Source organism: Streptomyces sp. NPDC004284, from assembly GCF_042874035.1.
Taxonomy (GTDB): Bacteria; Actinomycetota; Actinomycetes; order Streptomycetales; family Streptomycetaceae; genus Streptomyces.
In genome coordinates, this window is record NZ_JBIAMJ010000004.1 from 46,023 (window position 1) to 66,354 (window position 20,332).

The window sequence follows — 20,332 nt, forward strand, 5'->3', positions numbered from 1 at the left end:
AAGGACACGCCGAGTCGCCCGACCGGCCCACGCCATGGCCCCCGACCGGGTGAATGCGGCGGTTCGGGGACCGCGGTCCGGCCGCGCTGGCCCGTCCCGGCCTCCGGCCGCGCATACGTTCCCGGGGGTGCCTCCGTCCCCGTCGCCCGGCCGACGCCCCAGACAGGCCGCAGCGGAGGCTGAAAGGACCCGTGACATGCCTGTGTTCGCATCCGTCGGACGCCGCCGAGGCCTCCACCTCGCCGGCGCCGCCGTGGCGCTCGGTGCCCTGTCGGCGGCCCTCGCCGCGCCCGCGCCCGCCCTGGCCGACCTGCCGGGCGCCTCCCCGGTCCTCACCCGGGCCCCCTATCTGACGGACCTGACCCCCACCTCCACCCGGGTGACGTGGGCGACCACCACCCGCAGTCGGCAGACCGTGAAGTACGGGCCGCTCGGCAACTGCACGGCCAACTCGGTCACCTCCGCCACCCTCGGCACCACCATGACCGTCAACGGGGTCACCGAGTACAGCAACTCGGTGACCGTGCCGAACCTCAGCCCCGACACCCCGTACTGCTACCGGGTCTTCACCGGCGACGCCACCCCCATCGACCTGCTCGGCACCAACCCCTCGCCCTCCTTCACCACGATGGTGCCGGACGGCTCCCCGACGCCCTTCACGTTCGCGGTGTTCGGCGACTGGGGCGACACCACCAGCAACGGAGTCAACAGCGGGGCCGTCAACCAGGACCAGGCCAACGTGATGTCCCGGCTGGCCGCCAGCGGCGCCCGCTTCGCGCTGTCCACCGGCGACGTGGCCTACCCCAGCGGCAGCCCGACCAACTACGGCGACCTCCAGCAGTCCGGCGTCAACATCAGCGGGGTCTTCGCACCCGAGTACTACGCGGCGCCGGGCCAGGTCCTGCCGATGTTCGCCACCACCGGCAACCACGGCCGCACCGCCACCCTCCTGTCGACCTGGCCCGAGAGCGCCGTCGCCGCCGCCTCGAACGGCGTCTACGCCCAGGTCGGCTACCCGTCGTTCTTCAACAGCACCCCGGCGACCTACCCGACGACGTACTACGCCTTCAGCAGCGGCGGAGTCCGGTTCTACGTGCTCGACGCGTCCTGGAGCGACGGCAACGTCGGCGACGCCGACGGGAACAACTGCGAGGGCACCGACCACTGCGCCATCTACCAGGTGGACGCGGCCGCCCACTGGTCGACCACCTCGGCCGAGTACCAGTGGCTCCAGCAGGACCTCGCCGCGCACCCGGGCGGCGTCAAGGTCGCCGCCTTCCACTTCCCGCTGCGCTCCGACGACCCGACCGAGCCGGACGACGAGTACCTGAAGAACAACCCGGGCAGCAGCAACTCCCTGGAGCAGCTGCTGCACGACAACGGCGTGGGCCTGGTCTTCAACGGCCACTCCCACATCTACCAGCGCAACGTCGCCCCGCCCGGGGGCGTGCCCAGCTACGTGACCGGCGGCGCCGGCGCCAAGCTCAGCTCGATCGGCGGCCACGGCTGCTCCCCGACGGACGCGTACGCCCTCGGCTGGTCCTACAGCTCCAACGTCGGCAAGCGCTGCCCCTCCTCGATTCCGGTGCCCGCCGCCGACGCCAATGTGCACCACTTCCTGCTGGTCTCGGTCAACGGCTCGACGCTGACGGTGACCCCGACGGACTCCCTCGGCAACACGTTCGACGCGCAGACCTACAACCTCTCCGCCGACGGCACCGCGCCCACCGCGCCCTCCCCCCTGACGGTGACCCGCACCGCCTCCACCACCATGAAGCTGACGTGGGGCGCGGCCACCGACGACACGCAGCTCGCGACCTACGACGTGTACCGCGACGGCACGTACATGGCCACGGTCCCGCGGGAGGTGCTCACCTTCAGCGACAAGACGGCCGTGTGCCCGGCCTCGTACACCTACGAGGTCAGGGCACGCGATCTGGCCGGGAACACGGCGGGGACGTCGACTCCGGTGACCTGCTGACAGCTCGGCCCGGGCCCGTCCGCTCCCCGGCGACCGGGGCGGGCCCACGCCGGGCGGCGCGCAGGCGGCGCACGGCGAGCGGGGTGATCAGCAGCATGGGGGCGGCCACGCCGACGAACGCCCAGTAGCTGCGGGAGGGGTCCGGCCGGGCGACCGGCCGGGCGGGACTGCTCGGGCTCTGCACGGCCGGGACGCCCGCGGGGACGCCGCGCAGCCCGCGCAGCACCCCCAGGAAGAAGTCGCCGTGGTCCCGGGAGGGCTCCACGTGGGTGTTCTCGGAGTACTCGTTCCAGCTGATCAGGCCGATGACGTCCGGTGAGGAGCCGAGTGCGGCGGCGTACTCGGCCCTCAGCGTCGCACCGTCCCTGCGGGGGACCGGCTGGGTGCCGCCGACGAGCCGTGCGTCGAAGCCGGGCGCGCAGGGCGCCACCCAGGTCTTGTGGTCGGCGTGCACGGCCCGCGCCATCTCCTGGAGCTTCTCCGCGTATCCGGGGGTGGTCCCGGGGGTGGCGGAGGACCAGTAGTAGGCGTCGCCGTCGGTGACGTCGGCGATCCGCTGGTAGCCGGCGACGTTCTTCTCGCTGGCCAGCACCTGGAGTCGGCCGCGGACGGCCGAGGTGACCCGGGCGACGTCGGCGTGGGAGTACTGCCAGGTGCCGCTCCAGACGGTCAGGGGGCGTCCGGCGACGCGCAGCATGGCGGGGCTGTCGGCGAAGTGGTCGCGGAAGTACCGGAAGTCGGCGGCGACCCGGGCGACGGGCAGCGGGCGGCGGTGGAAGTCCAGGCTCTGGTAGACCAAGCCGAGCTTGAAGCCGCTCGCCTCGGCGGCGTCGACGAGCTTGCGCAGCCGCCGGTCGTTCACGGCGCCGTGCTTCCACCCGACGAGGAACCCGTCGATCCCGGCGGACTTCGCCTCGGCGATCTGCCGGTCGATCACCTGGGCGTCGTCGCTGGAGTACGGGCCGGCGAGCGGCAGGTCGGTCTTGGCCCGCTGCCAGGATTCGGGGTTGAACCACTGGTAGTAGTAGGCCAGCAGCGGCGGCCTGGAGGCGTCCGAGGGGACGGGCGCGGCGGGCGGAGGGCCGGGCGACGCGGCGCTCAGGCCCGGCCAGCACAGGACGAGCGCGGCGAGGAGCGCCCACAGCCGCCTCATCATCGGGCCGCCGCCCCGGGGCGCGAGGAGCTGGGTGCCTTCTCCTCTCCTTCGGACTGCTCGGGCAGCGGCGGTGACTCCGGCTCTTCCTGTGGTGACACCAGCTCTTCCGGTGGTGACACCGTCTCTTCCCTCGGTGACTCCGGACCTTCCGGTGGTGACTCCGGACCTTCCGGCGGTACGGGACCACGCGGCTCGGTGGGGCCCGGCTTCGCCCCGTCGTCCGGTGCCGGGCCCGCGGCGGTGCGGCGGGTCCGGCGCCGGAGCCTGATCGCGACCGGTATCCCGACGACCAGCAGGCCGGCACCGGCGAGGACGAGGACGTCGGTCAGGCTGACCACGGTCACATCGGCCGTGACCGCCTGGGACAGCTGGACCTCGCGCGGGCTCGTGGTGCCACCGGGGGCCTTGACCTCGATGGTGTACCGGCCGCGCGGCAGATGGGGGAGGACGGCGGTGTGGTCCGGTCCGAGCGCCACCGTCGTGGCCTGCCCGCCGGGGCCGGTGACGGTGGCCCGGTCGCCCGCGGCGGAGCCGAACAGCGCGTCGTGGGCGGTGACGGTCAGGTCGTGGAAGGCGCCGGTGAACGTCAGGTGCCGGTCGGCGCCGGGCCGGAAGCCCTGCCGTCCGGCGTCGGCGAGTTCGGCGCCGTCGTAGACGAGGCTCCGCAGGGTGTAGTCGACCGGGACGGGCGTCAGACGGCTGTTGCGGAAGACGGGCACGGTCCCGTCCAGCCAGGTGGTGCCGGACACGGACAGGTCGGTGGTGCGGGCGTCGGAGCCCTTGACCTTCACCGCGGAGACCCGGGACGGGTCCAGGGGAGTGCCGTGCTGGTCGGTGAAGGAGACGGTCACCGGGTACTGCACGGCGAACCCGGCCGTGATGGTGTAGTCGGCGCGCAGCGGCAGCCCGTCGACGCGGGGCCGGAACGTCTGGTCCGGGTCGCGCTGGCCGGCCCAGCGGGCGAAGCGGTAGCGGGCGTCCGGGGTGCTGACCGAGGTGTCGAGCAGCTGGAGCGACTTGCGGTCCGCGGTCCGGGCGCCGGTGTACGAGGCGGTGCCGTCGGCGCCCGTGACGAGGGAGGTGCCGGCGAAGACCAGCCGGACCCCGGGCACCGCCGGGACCGTGCGGAAGGTGACGGTGACCGGCGGGTCGGCGGAGCGGTGGGCGGCGGCGGCCGGCCCGGCGAAGGCCAGCAGCAGGGCCGTGAGCAGGGCGAGGACGGCGACCGCGGTACGGCGGGCGGTACGGCGGTTCACGGCCGGCTCCCTTCCGGCACGGGGGACGGCTCCGACGGGCCCGCGGGGGCCGGCGCCGCCGCGGAGCGTCGGCGGGCGGCGTACAGGGCGGTGCCGGTGACGAGCAGCGCGGCTCCGCCGATCATCCCGCCGTAGACCCCGTACACGAGCGCCGTGTCGACCGGCCGGACGGAGGGCCGCTCGGTGGGGCCGGCGAGCACTTCGGGGGGCCGGGGAGCGGCGGAGAAGTCGAAGGCGGCGGCGAGACTGGCGGCGGTGGTGTCCCGCCCGCCGAGCGGTGCCAGGTTCCAGTTGTCCTCGATGAACCGCAGCGCCGAGGACGAGTCGAGCACCCGGTGGTCGATGTGCCCGGCCGGCGCGTAGGCGCTGATCAGGACGGCCGGTACGCGCAGGCCGCGCGGACCGTCGGCGGCGGCCGGCGGGGCCACGTGGTCGTACCAGCCGCCGGAGCCGTCGTGGCTCCACAGCAGGGCCGAGCTGTCCCAGTACGGGCTGAGGGCGAGCTGCGTGGCCAGCGAGCGGATGAGCTTCTGGCCGGGCGGGATGGACCGCGCGGAGCGCTCGGAGGAGCCGGAGCTGGCGATGTAGGCCACCGACGGCAGGGTGCCGTTGTCGAGGTCGCGGTAGTACTGGTCCAGGTCCACGATGTGGGAGGCGAGGGCGGGGTCGTCGACGAAGCGGGCGTGGCCGAGCAGCGGGGCGCGCACCGGCTGGGTGGCGCCGGGGACCCGGTAGTTCTCGGCGGGCCGGTAGTTCTCGACGTAGAACTTCCAGCTGACCCCCGCCTGCTGGAGCCGGTCGAAGATGGTGGCGTGGTCGCCCGCCGTGGGGGCGGACCCCGAGACCCAGTAGGAGCGTTCGGTGGCGGTGCCGTAGGGGACGGCGGAGAAGAACTTGTCGAAGAGCACGTACCGGTGGGCGGCGGCCCAGTCGAACGGCAGGTCCCGGGCGTCGTAGTGGCCCATGACGGTCGTGCCGTCCCTGCCCTGCCGGGTGTACGCGGACACGAAGCCGTCCATCCGGCCGCCGTTGATCTGCTGCGCGATGATGCTCCGGCTCGGGGAGAGCGGGGCGGGCGCCTTGGCGTGCAGGGCGTAGGGCCGTACGCAGTCGGAGGCGGGGCCGTGGACGGTGCGCGGCTGGCAGGCGCCGGCGGGGACGCCGTCGGCCCCGGGGTACGTGCCGAAGTAGTTGTCGAAGGTCCGGGGGCCCTGCATCACGTAGATGAAGTGCTGGACGGGGGTGGTCGCGCGGTGCTCGGCGGCGGTCCCGCCGCCCGGGTCGGTGCCGGTGCCGGCGGAGGCGGAGGCCGCGGCCGAGGCGGGGCCGAGCAGCAGCGCCGCGCCGGCCAGCGCGGTCAGCAGACGGACGGTCAGCGGCTTCATGACGCACGCACCTGATAGATGACGATGACCGGAGTGGGCGTCGGGTCGGTGGCGGACACGGGAACGCGCACGGCGGAGGTGTAGACGGCCGAGCCGTGGTACTTGTCGACCAGTTTCTTGATCTTCGCGCCGTAGAAGGGCGCGCGGTGGGCCGTGTAGGAGTCCCAGACGAGGTACTGGAACTCGCCGTCGCGCAGCGAGCGGTCGGGGTTGGGCACCGGCGTGTACGAGGGGTTGCGGTAGAGCTTGTTGACGCTCACCGACAGCGCCGAGACCGGTTTGCCCCCGTAGAACTGGAGCACGTTGGCGACCGAGGGGCCGGCGGCGAGCAGCCGTGCCCCGCCGGGCACGTGGCCGCGCACCCACTGGCCCGCCTCGCGGCCGCCCGGCAGGCCGCCGGAACCGGCCAGGAACGAGCCCTTCGGAACGGCGGTGACACGGGCGGCGGAAGGCAGGGCGAGGGACAGCGCGACGGCGAGCGCGACGAGGACGGCTCCGGCGGCGGTCAGCCGGCGGGCCGGCACCCGCAGCCGGCCGGCCCGTATCCGGAGCCCGGCGAGCGCGCCCAGCGTGCGCCCGGCCAGCACGGCGAGCGGCGGTGCGATCGGCAGCAGATAGGGGAATCCCTTGACGGGCCACAGGGTGAAGAACAGCACGGGCGCGGCGATCCAGCACAGCAGCAGGCCCTCGCGCCAGCCGTTGCGACGGCGCAGCCACACCAGTCCGATCGCGGCGGCCGCGAGCACGGCCCAGCCGAGGGCCTGCGGCACCGTCGAGGCGTAGAACCCCATCGGGTGGTTGGCGCGCCGGAACAGCTGCCACAACAGGTAGTTCTGCCCGGTGGCGCCGCGGCCCGCGAGCCACATCGCGAGCGGGAAGGCGGCGAAGACGAGGACGAGGACGCCGGTGGCGAGAACGGCGTGCCGCCACCGCATCCGCACCGAGCGGCTGAGGACGAAGAAGACGTACAGACCGCAGACGAGGACCAGCGCCGTCTCCTTGGAGAGCGCCGCGGCACCCAGCGCCCCCGCGGCGCCGAGCAGCCAGGGGAGTCCGTCGCGGCCCGCCTGCACGTACCGCACGACGCAGTAGAGCGCGACCGTGGCGCACAGCGTCATCAGCCCGTCGAGCAGCACCTGCCGGGTCACCACCACGTGGTACGGCATGACGGCGAGCAGCAGCGCGGCGGCGAGTCCCGCGGCGCGGCCGTAGAGCCTCCGGGCCAGCAGATACGTGACGGCGACGGTCACGACGCCGATCCCGGCCGCGACCGCGCGGGCGGTGAACTCGTCGGCACCGCCGCGCAGGAAGAGCGACAGGACGCTCGCGAAGAGCACGGGGTGGGCGCGGAAGACGGGGAACACCGTCTGCATGCTCGGGTCGCCGGCCAGGGAGGCGGCGGTGCCGGTGTAGACGGCCTCGTCGCTGTTGAAGCCGATCGCGGTGAGCTGCCAGAACCGCAGGAAGGCGGCCAGGGCGAGGATGGCGGTGAGCGGCAGGGCGCTGCGCAGTGCCCAGGAGGCGGTGGGGCGGCGCGGGCGGGCGGCGGTGCCGGTGGAGGCGGTCCCGGCCGTCCTCAGGGGGCCGCCGGAGGCACCCCCCGTGCCGGGGGCGGCCGTCGTGTCCGTGGCGGAGTACGCGGGACGGTTCATGGCGTCCTCCCGCCGGGGTCCTCCGGGCGGGAGGCGCCGGAGTCGGTCGGGACGGCGTGGTGGAGGGGCAGGAGTCCGGAGCGTACGGACAGGGGCCGTTCGCGTTCCGGTGCCTCCGGCGCCCAGTGCGGCCACGGGTGTCCGTCGGCGAGGGGGATCGAGTGGCCGTTGACCGCGGGCCGGTCCGCGGCGAGGAGCCGCGGTATCTCGTCGGCCCAGCCGAACCGGTCGGAGGCCAGGACGCGGGTGCGCACGCCGGAGAGGAAGCCGGACAGGATGTCCCGCTCGCGGCCGCGCAGTTGGGCGTGGTCGAGTCCGTCGACGGTGATGGCGGGGGCGAAGTACCGGAAGGGCGGGAAGCCGTAGGCGTCCTCGGTGTTGACGAGCAGCCGGTTCACGGTCTCGTCGTGGCCGAGGTCGCTCAGGCGGGGCTCGCCGCGCTCGATGACGAACAGTTCGCTCACCTTGACCGCGCTGCTCAGCCGGCAGTCCACGAGCCTGTCGACGGCGTACTTCGGCGGGGGCACCAGGATCTGCGTGATCGCGTTGATGCCCATGATGGGCAGGTTGTGGCGGGCGAGGGTGAAGGCGAAGGAGCGGCCTTCCTTGGAGTGCAGGCGGCTCTGCCGCTGCAGCCGGTGCCATTCGTGGGGGGTCAGGTCGTCGGAGCGCACGGCGTGCAGGGTGTGCGCGCTGATGGTGAGCGGCTTGGGGAAGCACAGGGCGTTGCCGCCGGCGTCGACGACGGTCATGTCGTCGGACAGGAACCGTCCGTCGTGTTCGCTCAGCAGCCGCAGGACGGTGGACGTCTTGCCGGTGTCGGTGAGCGCGGAGAGCATCACGCCCGTGCCGCCCAGCTCGACGCACGCGGAGTGCAGGAGCATCCGGTCGCGGGAGACGAGCACGAAGCGCAGCAGCGCCTCCAGGACGTTGGTGTAGACGACGTGCGGGGAGCGGGCGAGGAGCGGGCTGACGAGGACGTCGATGGGGTCGCCGATGTCGACGCGGAAGTTGGCGCCGAGCCGGCCGAGCTGCTCCTCGTACTGCACGGTGGTGGGCTGCGGTTCGCCGAGGCCGGGGATCTCGGTCATCACCGCGCGGTGGCGGGGGAGCCGGCGGCCCACGTCGCCGACGCGGACGGTGATGTCGCAGGCGCCGGGCGGCACCCACTGGGCGCGGAAGAACTCCAGCTCGGGCAGGCGGATCTGGGAGCCGATGGTGACGGTGCCGGCGATGTCGTAACGGTAGGTCAGGTACTTGGGGTGCTTGGGGTGCTTGGTGTTCTTGGGATGCTCCGGAGCCGCCGGCGCGGAGGCGGTGGGGGAGGGGGGCGCGGAGCCGGGGGCGGTGGCGCCGGGGGCGACGAGGACGCGCACCGGGTCGCGGCGGGGCCGGTCCTCGCGGCGACGGCGGTAGATCAGCAGGTCGCTGAAGAGGAACCGGGCCACGAAGAGCACGACGAGGCTGAGCACGTTGGCGGTGAGCAGTCCGACCCCGGCGAGGACGAACAGCTCCAGGAGGGGCAGGCGGCCGAGCAGCAGGAGGTTGTTCAGGGCGAGGAAGGCGATGCCGCGGCCGAGGACCGCGCGCCTGCCGCCGCTTTCGCCGCCGCGGTAGACCAGCGTTTCGAGGAGGGCGAAGTTCCACAGGGAGGACACCTGGGTGGCGAGCGTCGCGCCGAGGAGCTCGTGGAGTCCCACGACGGAGTGGAAGAACCACAGGGCGGCGGTGTTGACGGCGATGCCGCTGAGGCCGACGAGCCCGAAGGCCAGGAACCGCCCGGTGGTGCCGAGGCCGGGGCGGTCGGGTGCCGCGTGGCGGCCGGTGCCGCCGCCCCGGCCCGCGCCGGGGGCGGGCCGGCGCAGCCGGGCCAGGTGCCGCAGGAACCGCAGCCCCTCGCGGAGCGAGGCCTTGGAGGTGCCGGCCGCGCGGGGCGCGAAGCGGTAGGAGACCTCGGCGACGCGTGCGCCCGGGTGCCTGACGAGCAGTTCGAGGAGCACCTTGAAGCCGAGGGGGCTGAGCCGGTCCAGGTCGGTCGCGGCGATCCGGAAGGCGAAGAGCCCGCTCATCGGGTCGCTGACGCCGGCGAGCCGGCGGGGGAAGAACGCCTTGGCGAGCATCGTGCTGCCGAGGGAGACGAGCCGGCGGGCGGGGCCGTCGAGTCCGTCACCGGTCGATCCGGATCCTGCGTAGCGGGTGCCGACCACGATGTCGACGCCGTGTCCCAGAGCCGTGCGGGCCAGCGCGGCGGCGGCCTCCGGCGGGTGCTGGAGGTCGGCGTCCATGACCAGGGCCCACTCCCCCCGGGCGTGGCGCGCGCCGGCGAGGACCGCTCCCGCCAGACCGCCCTCCCGGGCGCCTTGCGGCCGGTGGAGGAGGCGGACCGGCAGCCGGCAGTCCGGGGCGTGCCGCGCGGCCGTCGCCGGTGTGTCGTCGTCGCTGTCGTCGACGAACAGGATCTCGACGGGCAGCCCGTCGAAGGCCGGTTCCAGGGCGCGCAGCAGCAGCGGTACGGATTCGCGCTCGTTGCGCGTCGGGATGACGAGGGTCAGACGGGGCCGAACGCGCGGACGCGGGTCGTTCAGTTCGGAGCACTCGGTGCGGGGGATGCGGTTGCCGTCCATGTCAGCGGCCTCCTGCGGCGACCGTGCGGAGGGCTGTCGCCGTACGTCTACGTTTTAAACATACATATTGCTCCGCCGTGTCACGCCTGTCAATAAATGTCCACTTATGGTGTAAACGTAGCGTTTAGCGGCATTCGGATATAGTCGGAGCAGTCGCATCGCGACATCGAGCCCGGAGGCGCCCCATGGCCAGCAGCACCCAGCCGGACCGCAGGAAGGTGGACATCGGCCATGCCACGGAGCGCCGCCGGGGCCGCCGCCGGCTGAGCCGCGAACGCGTGCTCGCCGCGGCCCTCGACGTGGTGGACCGCGAGGGCCTGTCGGCCCTGAGCATGCGGCGGGTCGCCGCCGAGCTCGACGTCGAGGCGATGGCGCTGTACCGCTACGCGCCCAGCAAGGACGCGCTCCTGGACGGCCTGGTCGAACAGCTCTACACCGAACTGGACGAGGACCTCGCCCGTGAGGAGCCCGCCCCCCTCGGCCAGGCGCCCGACCTGCCCGAATGGCGCGCCGAGCTCCGCCGCGGCGCCTGCGCCCTCTACCGGATCTCCCTCGCCCACCCGCACGTCGTGCCACTGCTCGCCACGCGGCTGCTCGCCGTCCCGCTGGCCCGGCGTCCCCTCGCGGTGCTCCAGGCCCACGAGCGGGTGCTGGCCCTCCTCGACCGCGCCGGGCTCGACGCGCAGGGCGTCGTCACCGCCTACCGGGCGGTCACCGCCTGGGTGCTCGGCTACATCTTCAGCGACCTGCGGGCCATGGTCGACAACCCCGACGAGCCCGACCCGGCCTTCCGCCTCGGCCTGCACCTGATGCCGGCCCGCGAGCTCCCCCGGCTGCGCGAGACCGCGCCCTCCCTGGCCGAGAAGGGCGGCTACCAGGAGCTGACGGACGGCCTCGACGCGCTCCTCGACCGCATCCTGGCCGCGTCCGCCGCCCGCGCGGACGCTCCTCCTGCCGGGGGCGGGTCCGGGCGGACGCCCGGGCCCTGAGGATCACCACGCCGATACCCTGGGCGAATGCTTACAGAGGTGACAGCGACCCGCTATGTCACGCCCCTGCGCGAGGGCGGCTCGCTCCCCGGGATCGTCGAGGCCGACGATTACGGGACATACGTCATGAAGTTCACGGGAGCCGGTCAGGGCCGCAAGACCCTGGTCGCCGAGGTCGTCTGCGGGCAGCTCGCCCGCAGGCTCGGCCTGCGGGTGCCGGAGCTCGTCACCATCCAGCTCGACCCGGTCATCGGGCTCTCCGAGCCCGACCAGGAGGTGCAGGAGCTGCTCAAGGCGAGCGGCGGGCTCAACCTCGGCATGGACTTCCTGCCCGGCTCGCTGGGCTTCGACCCGCTCGCGTACGAGGTCGACCCGAAGGAGGCCGGGAAGGTCGTCTGGTTCGACGCGGTGATCAACAACGTCGACCGGTCCTGGCGCAATCCGAACATGCTCGTCTGGCACGGCGACCTGTGGCTCATCGACCACGGCGCCACCATGATCTGGCACCACAACTGGCCGGGCGCCCAGGCCTCCGCCGCGAAGCCGTACGACGCCTCCGACCACGCCCTCGCCCCCTTCGCCCCGGACATCGCCGCCGCGGCCGCCGAGCTCGCCCCCCTCGTCACCCGCGAGCTCCTGGAGGAGGTCGCCGCCGAGGTCCCCGACGAGTGGCTCGTCGACGAGCCCGGCTTCGACAGCACGGACGAGCTGCGCGCCGCGTACGTCGAGGCCCTGTTGCCGCGCGCCGCCACCATCCACGAGCGGATCACGCTCGGACCGCGCAGCGAGGGCCGGCCGCAGCAGCCGCCCGGCTGGCTCGCCGACCGCCTCGCGCCCCGGAAGCACTCCACCGAGAAGGACAGCACGACGTGACCGACCGCGATGTCTTCGAGTACGCGCTGCTGCGCGTCGTCCCGCGGGTGGAGCGCGGCGAGTGCTTCAACGCGGGAGTGGTCGTCTACTGCCGTGCCCGGTCCTTCGTGGCCGCCCGCACGCATCTGGACGAGGCCAAGCTGGCGGTGCTCGACCCGGCCGCCGACGTGACCGGCGTACGGGCCGCGCTGCGCGCCGTCGAGGGGGTCTGCCTGGGCGGCGATGCGGCGGGCCAGGCCGCGCGCGACGACGCGGGGCGGCGCTTCCGCTGGCTGATCGCGCCGCGCTCGACGGTCGTGCAGCCGGGACCCGTCCACACGGGTCTGACCGCCGACCCCGAGGCCGAGGTGGAGCGGCTGCTCGACCTTCTCGTCCGGTAGGAGTACAGGGAATGACCCGGTGCACCCGGTGGGCCGTTGACACCGGGTGCCAGGGCTTCTAGCGTCTCGTCTGCGGACGATACTAAGCGGTCGCTCATGTGCGGGAGAGCGAGCGGGCCGCCGGTACGGACCGCATCCAGGGACGATCCAAGGGCGAGGAGAACCAAGCATGTCCACCACCGAGCAGCGCGTAGCCGTCGTCACGGGTGCCGCACGGGGTATCGGCGCGGCCACCGCGCTCCGCCTTGCGGCCGAGGGCCGCGCCGTCGCCGTACTCGACCTCGACGAGGCGGCCTGCAAGGACACCGTCGAGAAGATCACCGCCGCGGGCGGCACCGCCCTCGCGGTCGGCTGCGACGTCTCGGACAGCGCCCAGGTGGAGGCCGCCGTCGCGCGGATCGCCGCCGAGCTCGGCGCGCCGACGATCCTCGTCAACAACGCGGGCGTGCTCCGCGACAACCTGCTCTTCAAGATGTCCGAGTCCGACTGGGACATCGTCATGAACGTCCACCTCAAGGGCGCCTTCCTGATGGCCAAGGCCGTCCAGAAGCACATGGTGGACGCGGGCTTCGGCCGGATCGTCTCCCTCTCCTCCTCCTCGGCGCTCGGCAACCGCGGCCAGGCCAACTACTCGGCCGTCAAGGCGGGTCTGCAGGGCTTCACCAAGACCCTCGCCAAGGAGCTCGGCAAGTTCGGCATCACCGCCAACGCCGTCGCCCCGGGCTTCATCGTCACCGAGATGACCGCGCAGACCGCCGAGCGCGTGGGCATGGGCTTCGAGGACTTCCAGGCCGCCGCCGCCTCGATGATCCCGGTGGCGCGGGTCGGCCGCCCCGAGGACGTCGCCAACGCGATCGCGTTCTTCGCGGGCGACGACGCCGGCTTCGTCTCCGGCCAGGTCCTGTACGTGGCCGGCGGACCGCTCGACTGACGACCGGCAGCGACAGGAGGAGACGCACATGAGCGCACAGGAACGGCCGGAGCTGTCCGGCAAGGTCGCCCTCGTCACCGGCGCCAGCCGGGGCATCGGCTACGGCGTCGCCGAGGCCCTGGTCGCCCGCGGCGACCGGGTCGTCATCACCGGGCGCGGCGAGGAGGCCCTCAAGGAGGCCGTCGAGCGGCTCGGGGCCGACCGGGTCATCGGGGTCCCCGGCAAGGCGCACGACGAGGCCCACCAGGCCGCCGCCGTCGAGGCGGCGATGGACGGCTTCGGCCGCCTGGACTTCCTCGTCAACAACGCCGGGACGAACCCCGTCTTCGGGCCCCTCGCGGACCTGGACCTCGGGGTGGCCCGCAAGGTCTTCGAGACGAACGTGATCTCCGCGCTGGGCTTCGCGCAGCGGAGCTGGCACGCCTGGCAGAAGGAGCACGGCGGGGCGATCGTGAACATCGCCTCGATCGCCGGCATCTCGGCCTCGCCTTTCGTCGGCGCGTACGGCGTGAGCAAGGCCGCGATGATCAATCTGACCCTTCAGCTGGCGCATGAATTCGCGCCGCTCGTGCGGGTCAACGCGATCGCTCCGGCCGTCGTGAAGACGAAATTCGCGCGGCCGCTCTACGAGGGCCGCGAGGTGGAGGCGGCGGCCTCCTATCCGCTCGGCCGGCTCGGCGAGCCCGAGGACATCGGAGGCGCCGCAGCCTTCCTCACCTCGTCACAGTCGGAGTGGATCACCGGCCAGACGCTCGTCGTCGACGGGGGCATTTTCCTGAACGCCGGAGTCGGGTGACCGATTACCGGACACTTTCCGGAATCTCCTGTCCGGATTGACCCCGGTTATACGTCGAATGCCTCAAGTGCCCCGCCGGACTCGAAGATTGACCTGGCGGGGTGCTGCGGTATGGTCGGCCGACCCCTGGCTGAACGAGGAGCGTGCACGTGTTCAACCGGACCAGTCTGCAGGCCGCTGCAGCCCTTGTGTCCATATCCCTGGTAACCGGATGCGGTGTCTTCTCGGACAGTGAATCCGCCGGGGATCAGAGAATCGTCGTCGGCACGATGAGTTCTCCCTCCACGCTTGATCCGGCCGCCGCCTGGGACAATTCCTGGGAGCTTTTCCGGAATGTCTTCCAGACTCTGGTCGCGTTCCCGACGGGCAGCACCACCCCGCAGCCGGACGCCGCCGACTGCAAGTTCACGGACACCTCCAGCCGGGTCTTCGAGTGCAAGCTCGTGGAGGGCCTCACGTTCTCCAACGGGCACAAGCTGGACGCCAAGGCCGTGCAGTACTCGATCGAGCGCATCCGCACGATCAATGTCAAGGGCGGCCCCAACGGGATGCTCGGCTCGCTCGACAAGATCGAGACCGTCGGCGACCGCACCGTCGTCTTCCGGCTCAACAAGCCGGACGCCACCTTCCCGTTCATCCTCGCCACCCCCGCGATGTCGCTGGTGGACCCGGCCGAGTACCCGGCGGACCAGCTCCGCAAGGACGGCAAGATCATGGGCTCGGGACCGTACGTCCTCGACTCGTACACCGAGCGCAAGTCGGCCGAGCTGACGAAGAACCCCTTCTACAAGGGCTTCGCCGACCGGAAGAACGGCGGCGTCACGATCAAGTACTTCGACGACTCCGACGCCATGGTCACCGCCCTCCGGAAGAACGAGATCGACGCCACCTACCGCGGCCTCACCGCCGAGGAGGTCGTCAACCTCCAGGAGGACAAGCCGGAGAACAAGCAGCTCCAGCTCATCGAGTCGACCGGCGCCGACATCCGCTACCTGGTCTTCAACACCCAGGACGAGTCCGTCGCCAAGCTCCCCGTCCGCAAGGCCATCGCCCAGCTCGTCGACCGCGACGAACTGGTCAACAAGGTCTACCAGGGCACCGCCGAGCCCCTGTACTCGATGGTGCCCAAGGGAATCGCCGCCCACACCACCAAGTTCTTCGACCGCTACGGCTCGCCCAGCAAGGACAAGGCGAAGAAGATCCTCCGCAACGCCGGCATCACCAAGCCCGTCGCGCTGGACTTCTGGTACGCCACCGACCGGTACGGCTCCTCGACGGCCGCCGAGTTCACCGAACTCAAGCGGCAGCTGGAGGACTCCGGCCTCTTCAAGGTCACCCTGCACGGCAAGCCCTGGAAGGAGTTCCAGGCGGGCTACCAGAAGGGCGAGTACCCGGTCTTCGGCCGCGGCTGGTTCCCCGACTTCCCGGACCCGGACAACTTCGTCGCCCCCTTCGTGGGCAAGGAGAACGTCCTCGGCACGCCCTACGAGAGCCCCCGGATCACCGGCGAACTCATCCCGAAGTCCCGCCGCGAGAGCGACCGCGGGACCGTCACGGACGAGTTCGTGGAGGCCCAGGAGATCATGGTCCAGGACGTCCGGCTGCTGCCCCTGTGGCAGGGCAAGCTGTACATCGCGGCCGGCGAGGACATCGGCGGCGGCGAGCGCGCCCTCGACCCGCAGACGGTCATGCAGATGTGGGAGCTGAGCCGCCGGGCCAGCTGGTAGCGGACCTCGCCCACGACCTGCCGGGGGCCACTGTCAGTGGCCCCCGGTAGGTTTTCGGACGGAGAAACACGAACGTCCACCGGAGGTTGTGACCGTGACCGACACCAGCATGCTGCCCGAGTCCTGGCGGGGTGTCCTCGGCGAGGAGCTGCAGAAGCCGTACTTCGCCCAGCTCACCGAGTTCGTCGAGGAGGAGCGCGCCAAGGGGCCGGTCTTCCCGCCGAAGGACGAGGTCTTCGCCGCCCTCGACGCCACCCCGTACGACAAGGTGAAGGTCCTGATCCTCGGTCAGGACCCTTACCACGGCGAGGGGCAGGGCCACGGCCTCTGCTTCTCCGTCCGCCCCGGCGTGAAGACCCCGCCCTCCCTGCGGAACATCTACAAGGAGATGCACGCGGAGCTCGGCCTCCCCGTCCCGGACAACGGCTATCTGATGCCGTGGGCCGAGCAGGGCGTCCTCCTGCTCAACGCCGTGCTGACGGTCCGCTCCGGCGAGGCGAACTCGCACAAGAACAAGGGCTGGGAGAAGTTCACCGACGCGGTGATCACCGCCGTCGCCTCCCGTCCCGACCCCGCCGTCTTCGTCCTGTGGGGCAACTACGCGCAGAAGAAGCTCCCGCTCATCGACGAGGAGCGGCACGTCGTGGTGAAGGGTGCCCACCCCTCGCCGCTGTCGGCGAAGAAGTTCTTCGGATCGCACCCCTTCACCCAGATCAACGAGGCCGTCGCGGCCCAGGGACACGAGCCGATCGACTGGCGCATCCCGGACCTCGGCTGAGCCTCGGCCCGATCCGGGCCCGCTGCGGCTAGCGTCGTCAGTCCCAGTGGGTGAGCGGGCGGAGGGTGCGGTGACCGAGCAGCAGCGGGTGTCGGACGACGGGGTCATGACCAGGATCGGGCAGGCCATGATGCTGCTCCACGGCGGCGACCGCGAGGAGGCCCGCAACCGCTTCGGGTTGCTGTGGCAGCAGATCGGCCCGGACGGCGACCCCCTGCACCGCTGCACCCTCGCGCACTACATGGCGGACGCCCAGGACGATCCCGACACCGAGCTCGCCTGGGACCTGCGGGCGCTGAGCGCGGCCGAGGGCCTCGCCGAGGAGCGGCTCGCCGCGCACGACTCGGCGGCCGCGCTCCGGGCGCTGTACCCCTCGCTCCATCTCAACCTGGCCGCCGACTACGTCAAGCTCCAGCGGCCCGACGCCGCGCGGGTCCATCTGGACCGGGCCCGCGCCGCCTCGGACCACCTCGACGACGACGGCTACGGGAACGGGGTGCGGGCCGCGATCGAGCGCCTGGAGCTACGGCTCAGGGGCGTGTGAAGCGCCCCGTGGAGGAGGCTCACCGGCCGTACGCGCCGTGGCAGATCCTGGCCTGATCGCTGCCGGGGGCCCAGCCGCCGTACCGCTCGCCCAGGTCGCAGACGCCCGCCCGGGAGACCGGCGGGTGCTTCGGCAGTCCCCTGAGCTCCGGCAGCCCCCTCAGCTCCGGCAGTTCGGCAAGGTCCGGCCGGAGTGCCGGGCGCGGACGCTCGTGCCCCTCCGGTACGGGGGCGGGGTGCGGGGTCTGCGGCCGGGGAGGCGCCGCCGCCCGCCGGTGCCGCTCCGCCGGAGGCGTCGCGCGGGGCGCGGTGGACGGCGGGGGAGCGGGGAGCGCCGCTTCGAGCGCCTCGCGGGCCGGGCCCTCGACGATCTGCGGTGCCACGTCCTGGGCGGGGCGTACGGTGTCGGCCGCGGGCGCGGGGGCGGGCGCCGTCGGCGGGGCGTCCACCGAGACGCAGCCGGCGAGGGCGGCGACCGCCGCCCCGACCAGGATCTTCACTGTGGTTCGGGTTCCATGCACCCGCGCAACTCTGCTGGTCCGGTAGCGATCTTCGCGCCCCTACCGGCGGGGAATGCCCCGCACGGGTGAGCCGTGCGGGGCCCGGTCTTGACCTGCCCGGGGCCGGTCCCCCGGACCGGTGGCCGGTACGGGGTCAGTCGCCGGTCGCGCCGTCGATCCGCTCGCGGACGAGGTCCGCGTGGCCGTTGTGACGGGCGTACTCCTCGATCATGTGGAGGTAGATCCACCGGAGGTTGAACGTGCGGCCGGTGCGGTGCTCGCCCACGCCCAGGTCGTCGAGGTCACGGCCGGCCGCCAGCTCGCGCGCGCGGGCGATCTCGGCCTGCCAGGTGGCGTGGGCCTCCTCGTAGGTGTCCTCGTCGGTGACGTGGATGTCCCGGTCGTGGTCCTCCTCCGTCGAGTAGATCCACGGCACCTTCTCGCCGGCCAGGACGCGGCGGAACCAGCCGCGCTCGACCTCGGCCATGTGGCGGACCAGGCCGAGGAGGTTGAGGTCCGAGGGCGGGGCGGACGGGGTGCGCAGCTGGGCGTCGTCCAGCCCCTCGCACTTCATCGCGAGGGTCGCGCGGTGGAAGTCGAGCCACTGCTCCAGCGCCTCGCGCTCGCCCGTGGTGGTGGCCGGGTCGACGCGCGGGACGGTCTCGGTGTGTTCGGTGGTCATGGGCGGCATCGTCTCCCATGATCGCGGAGGGCGCCAGGGTGCGCGGCCGGTGCCGGAGCGCGCGCCGGGCGCGCGTGTCAGGGCCGGTCCCCGAGCATGCCGCGCAGCAACTCGTCGAAGCCGGTGCGCAGTTCCGCGCGGCTCGGCACCGCCGCGTGGAAGGAGCCCGCCGCGCAGGAGAACATCAGCCCCTCGCACCAGGCGATCAGGGAGAGCGCGTGCCGTTCGGGCTCCGGCGAGCCGGCCTCCGTCATCATCGCGATCAGCGGGGTGTGGAAGGTCGCCCCGGCGGTGTCGAAGAAGCTCCGGAGCTCGGGGCGGCGGGTGGCCTCCAGGGCCAGCTCGTAGCGGGAGACCAGCAGCGAGCGGTGGTCGGTGAGGTAGCGGTGCAGGGCGAGCGCGAGCGCGTCGACGAGCGCGTCGCCGCCGCTCCGCGGGCCCGGCAGCTCGTGCGGGGTGAGGACCTCGGCCTCCCGCTGGACCTGACGCCGTACGGCCGTCTCCAGGAGGGCCTGGCGGGTGCGGGCGTGATTGGACGTCGACCCCTGCGGCAGCCCCGCCCGCTCGTCCACGGCGCGGTGGGTCAGGCCCCGCATCCCCCGCTCGACCAGGAGGGCGAGGGCGGCGTCGCCGATCCGCTCGGCGCGGGAGACGGGGGACTCCGGGGCCGGGGTCCCGGCGGTGGCTGAGGTCATGGGGACAACCTACTACCGACCCCACTACAGCTGTAGTACGGTCATGGCGTCGAGCTCACTACACCTGTAGTGAGCGTCGATCCGCCCGTTCGTCCCGCCCGATCCGAGGAGCAGCCATGGAACAGCACCGCGCCGTCGTCGTCGGAGCCGGCATCGGCGGACTCACCGCCGCCGTCGCCCTGCACCGGAGCGGCTGGCGGGTCACCGTCCTCGAACGCGCCGCCGACCTCACCCCCGTCGGCGCCGGCATCGCCCTCGCCCCCAACGCGCAGCGCGCCCTCGACGTCATCGGGCTCGGCGACCGCGTCCGCGCGCTCTCCGCCTGGCAGGGCGACGGCGGCATGCGCACCCCCGGCGGCCGCTGGCTCGCCCGTACCGACGCCAAGGCCGCCGCCGACCGCTTCGGCGGGCCCCTCGTCCTCCTCCACCGCGCCACCCTCGTCGAGATCCTCACCTCCGCCCTCCCCGAGGGCGTCGTCCGCACCGGCGTGACCGCCACCGTCACCGACCCCGGCGACGACCACCGCCCCGCCCGCGTCACGGTCGCCGCCCCCGGGACCGCGGCCCCGGGCGAGCTGGAGGCCGAGCTCGTCCTCGGTGCCGACGGCATCCACTCGGCGACCCGCAAGGCGCTCTTCCCCGACCACCCCGGACCCCGCTACTCCGGCGCCACGAGCTGGCGCGTCGTCGTCCCCGCCCCCGGGCGCCCCTTCGCCCCGCACGAGACCTGGGGCGCGGGCAGGCTGTGGGGCAGTCAGCCGCTCAAGGACGGCCGGGTCTACGCGTACGCCATGGCCGTGGCCCCCGCCGGCGGCCACGCGCCCGACGACGAGAAGGCCGAACTGCTCCGGCTCTTCGGGGACTGGCACCACCCCGTCCCCGAGATCCTCGCGGGCGTCGAGCCCGACCGGATCCTGCGGCACGACGTCCACCACATGCCCGACCCGCTGCCCGCCTTCCACCGGGGCAGGGTCGCCCTCCTCGGCGACGCCGCGCACGCGATGATGCCGAGCCTCGGCCAGGGCGGGAACCAGGCCGTCGAGGACGCCGTCGTCCTCGCCCACCACGCCCGCACCGCCCCGGACTTCGCGCCGGGCCGCGCGCTCGCCGCGTACACCGCCGACCGGCTGCCCCGCACCACCGCCATCGTCCGCAAGGCCGCCCGCACCGGCGCGCTCACCATGCTCGCCGCCCGCCCCGCCGTCGCCCTGCGCTCCGCGGCCGTCAGCGCCGTCTCCCGCTTCGGGCCCGGCCTCGCCCTGCGCGGCTTCGACGGCATCTGCGACTGGCGCCCGCCGGTCGACCCGGCACCTTCGGCGCATGATCCGTCCCGCGTAAGCTGACCGGCGCGAACGGCCCTTACGGGCAAGGGCCGGTGGACGAC

At 73.0% G+C, this 20,332-nt stretch carries 18 protein-coding genes; 10 read left to right on the top strand and 8 right to left on the bottom strand.

Translation table 11 applies throughout. The features are described 5' to 3' along the window. Positions 1 to 196: 196 nt before the first annotated feature. The gene (locus ACFYUS_RS12535; protein ID WP_388849330.1) at positions 197 to 1,981 is read left to right on the top strand and encodes a fibronectin type III domain-containing protein; all 1,785 of its coding nucleotides are present in this window, start codon (positions 197 to 199) and stop codon (positions 1,979 to 1,981) included. Here ACFYUS_RS12535 and ACFYUS_RS12540 read toward each other — a convergent pair. From ACFYUS_RS12540 to ACFYUS_RS12560, 5 genes are read right to left on the bottom strand one after another with little or no spacing between them, the layout of a single operon-like run. Continuing rightward, positions 1,923 to 3,137 carry an endo-1,3-alpha-glucanase family glycosylhydrolase gene (locus ACFYUS_RS12540; protein ID WP_388849332.1) on the bottom strand — a complete coding sequence of 405 codons (1,215 nt, stop codon included), beginning with the start codon at positions 3,135 to 3,137 and terminating at the stop codon, positions 1,923 to 1,925. The two genes, ACFYUS_RS12535 and ACFYUS_RS12540, sit on opposite strands and share 59 nt — an antisense overlap. Continuing rightward, on the bottom strand, positions 3,134 to 4,393 hold the full coding sequence (locus tag ACFYUS_RS12545) for a hypothetical protein (protein ID WP_388849334.1): 1,260 nt from the start codon (positions 4,391 to 4,393) through the stop codon (positions 3,134 to 3,136). The genes ACFYUS_RS12540 and ACFYUS_RS12545 overlap by 4 nt, the downstream gene beginning before the upstream one ends. Further along, positions 4,390 to 5,778 (bottom strand): alkaline phosphatase family protein, encoded by a 1,389-nt coding sequence (locus tag ACFYUS_RS12550; protein WP_388849337.1) that lies wholly within the window; start codon positions 5,776 to 5,778, stop codon positions 4,390 to 4,392. The genes ACFYUS_RS12545 and ACFYUS_RS12550 overlap by 4 nt, the downstream gene beginning before the upstream one ends. Further along, positions 5,775 to 7,430, bottom strand: coding sequence for an ArnT family glycosyltransferase (locus ACFYUS_RS12555; protein WP_388849340.1), 1,656 nt, complete (start codon positions 7,428 to 7,430; stop codon positions 5,775 to 5,777). The genes ACFYUS_RS12550 and ACFYUS_RS12555 overlap by 4 nt, the downstream gene beginning before the upstream one ends. Further along, a complete protein-coding gene (locus ACFYUS_RS12560) occupies positions 7,427 to 10,054 on the bottom strand; it encodes a glycosyltransferase (protein WP_388849343.1) in 2,628 nt (875 codons plus the stop codon). The genes ACFYUS_RS12555 and ACFYUS_RS12560 overlap by 4 nt, the downstream gene beginning before the upstream one ends. Positions 10,055 to 10,239: 185 nt before the next feature. On the opposite strand from ACFYUS_RS12560, the gene ACFYUS_RS12565 reads away from it, so the two are divergent. From ACFYUS_RS12565 to ACFYUS_RS12600, 8 genes are all read left to right on the top strand, one after another. After that, a complete protein-coding gene (locus tag ACFYUS_RS12565) occupies positions 10,240 to 11,043 on the top strand; it encodes a TetR/AcrR family transcriptional regulator (RefSeq protein ID WP_388849346.1) in 804 nt (267 codons plus the stop codon). Between the two features lie 27 nt (positions 11,044 to 11,070). Further along, a complete protein-coding gene (locus ACFYUS_RS12570; protein ID WP_388849349.1) occupies positions 11,071 to 11,916 on the top strand; it encodes a HipA family kinase in 846 nt (281 codons plus the stop codon). Beyond that, entirely contained in the window at positions 11,913 to 12,296 is a 384-nt protein-coding gene (locus ACFYUS_RS12575) for a DUF3037 domain-containing protein (RefSeq protein WP_367827267.1), read from the top strand. Before ACFYUS_RS12570 ends, ACFYUS_RS12575 begins: the two co-directional genes overlap by 4 nt. Before the next feature lie 169 nt (positions 12,297 to 12,465). After that, positions 12,466 to 13,227: a 3-oxoacyl-ACP reductase FabG gene (gene fabG / locus ACFYUS_RS12580; protein ID WP_388849354.1), complete on the top strand. Its 762-nt coding sequence runs from the start codon at positions 12,466 to 12,468 to the stop codon at positions 13,225 to 13,227. A gap of 28 nt (positions 13,228 to 13,255) precedes the next feature. Beyond that, on the top strand, positions 13,256 to 14,023 hold the full coding sequence (locus ACFYUS_RS12585) for an SDR family oxidoreductase (protein WP_388849356.1): 768 nt from the start codon (positions 13,256 to 13,258) through the stop codon (positions 14,021 to 14,023). A gap of 149 nt (positions 14,024 to 14,172) precedes the next feature. Beyond that, positions 14,173 to 15,750, top strand: coding sequence for an ABC transporter substrate-binding protein (locus ACFYUS_RS12590; RefSeq protein ID WP_388849359.1), 1,578 nt, complete (start codon positions 14,173 to 14,175; stop codon positions 15,748 to 15,750). 94 nt (positions 15,751 to 15,844) lie between these two features. Beyond that, positions 15,845 to 16,528: a uracil-DNA glycosylase gene (ung, locus tag ACFYUS_RS12595; protein WP_388849362.1), complete on the top strand. Its 684-nt coding sequence runs from the start codon at positions 15,845 to 15,847 to the stop codon at positions 16,526 to 16,528. A gap of 70 nt (positions 16,529 to 16,598) precedes the next feature. Beyond that, positions 16,599 to 17,072 (top strand): hypothetical protein, encoded by a 474-nt coding sequence (locus ACFYUS_RS12600; protein ID WP_388849365.1) that lies wholly within the window; start codon positions 16,599 to 16,601, stop codon positions 17,070 to 17,072. A 19-nt stretch (positions 17,073 to 17,091) separates the two neighbouring features. Here ACFYUS_RS12600 and ACFYUS_RS12605 read toward each other — a convergent pair whose 3' ends face one another. The 3 genes from ACFYUS_RS12605 to ACFYUS_RS12615 form a co-directional block, all read right to left on the bottom strand. Continuing rightward, positions 17,092 to 17,571, bottom strand: a complete 480-nt coding sequence (locus ACFYUS_RS12605) for a hypothetical protein (RefSeq protein WP_388849368.1) — start codon at positions 17,569 to 17,571, stop codon at positions 17,092 to 17,094. A gap of 154 nt (positions 17,572 to 17,725) precedes the next feature. After that, entirely contained in the window at positions 17,726 to 18,262 is a 537-nt protein-coding gene (locus ACFYUS_RS12610; protein WP_388849371.1) for a DinB family protein, read from the bottom strand. A 68-nt stretch (positions 18,263 to 18,330) separates the two neighbouring features. Further along, positions 18,331 to 18,948 carry a TetR/AcrR family transcriptional regulator gene (locus ACFYUS_RS12615; protein ID WP_388849374.1) on the bottom strand — a complete coding sequence of 206 codons (618 nt, stop codon included), beginning with the start codon at positions 18,946 to 18,948 and terminating at the stop codon, positions 18,331 to 18,333. Between the two features lie 116 nt (positions 18,949 to 19,064). On the opposite strand from ACFYUS_RS12615, the gene ACFYUS_RS12620 reads away from it, so the two are divergent. Further along, positions 19,065 to 20,291: an FAD-dependent monooxygenase gene (locus tag ACFYUS_RS12620; RefSeq protein ID WP_388849377.1), complete on the top strand. Its 1,227-nt coding sequence runs from the start codon at positions 19,065 to 19,067 to the stop codon at positions 20,289 to 20,291. Positions 20,292 to 20,332: the final 41 nt, after the last annotated feature.

Coding starts and splice junctions, on each gene's coding strand:
- ACFYUS_RS12565 (WP_388849346.1), top strand. CDS start 10,240: ATGGCCAGCAGCACCCAGCCGGACCGCAGGAAGGTGGACATCGGCCAT.
- ACFYUS_RS12620 (WP_388849377.1), top strand. CDS start 19,065: ATGGAACAGCACCGCGCCGTCGTCGTCGGAGCCGGCATCGGCGGACTC.
- fabG (WP_388849354.1), top strand. CDS start 12,466: ATGTCCACCACCGAGCAGCGCGTAGCCGTCGTCACGGGTGCCGCACGG.
- ACFYUS_RS12570 (WP_388849349.1), top strand. CDS start 11,071: ATGCTTACAGAGGTGACAGCGACCCGCTATGTCACGCCCCTGCGCGAG.
- ACFYUS_RS12535 (WP_388849330.1), top strand. CDS start 197: ATGCCTGTGTTCGCATCCGTCGGACGCCGCCGAGGCCTCCACCTCGCC.
- ACFYUS_RS12615 (WP_388849374.1), bottom strand. CDS start 18,948: ATGACCTCAGCCACCGCCGGGACCCCGGCCCCGGAGTCCCCCGTCTCC.
- ACFYUS_RS12560 (WP_388849343.1), bottom strand. CDS start 10,054: ATGGACGGCAACCGCATCCCCCGCACCGAGTGCTCCGAACTGAACGAC.
- ACFYUS_RS12550 (WP_388849337.1), bottom strand. CDS start 5,778: ATGAAGCCGCTGACCGTCCGTCTGCTGACCGCGCTGGCCGGCGCGGCG.
- ACFYUS_RS12555 (WP_388849340.1), bottom strand. CDS start 7,430: ATGAACCGTCCCGCGTACTCCGCCACGGACACGACGGCCGCCCCCGGC.
- ACFYUS_RS12585 (WP_388849356.1), top strand. CDS start 13,256: ATGAGCGCACAGGAACGGCCGGAGCTGTCCGGCAAGGTCGCCCTCGTC.
- ACFYUS_RS12610 (WP_388849371.1), bottom strand. CDS start 18,262: ATGCCGCCCATGACCACCGAACACACCGAGACCGTCCCGCGCGTCGAC.
- ACFYUS_RS12540 (WP_388849332.1), bottom strand. CDS start 3,137: ATGATGAGGCGGCTGTGGGCGCTCCTCGCCGCGCTCGTCCTGTGCTGG.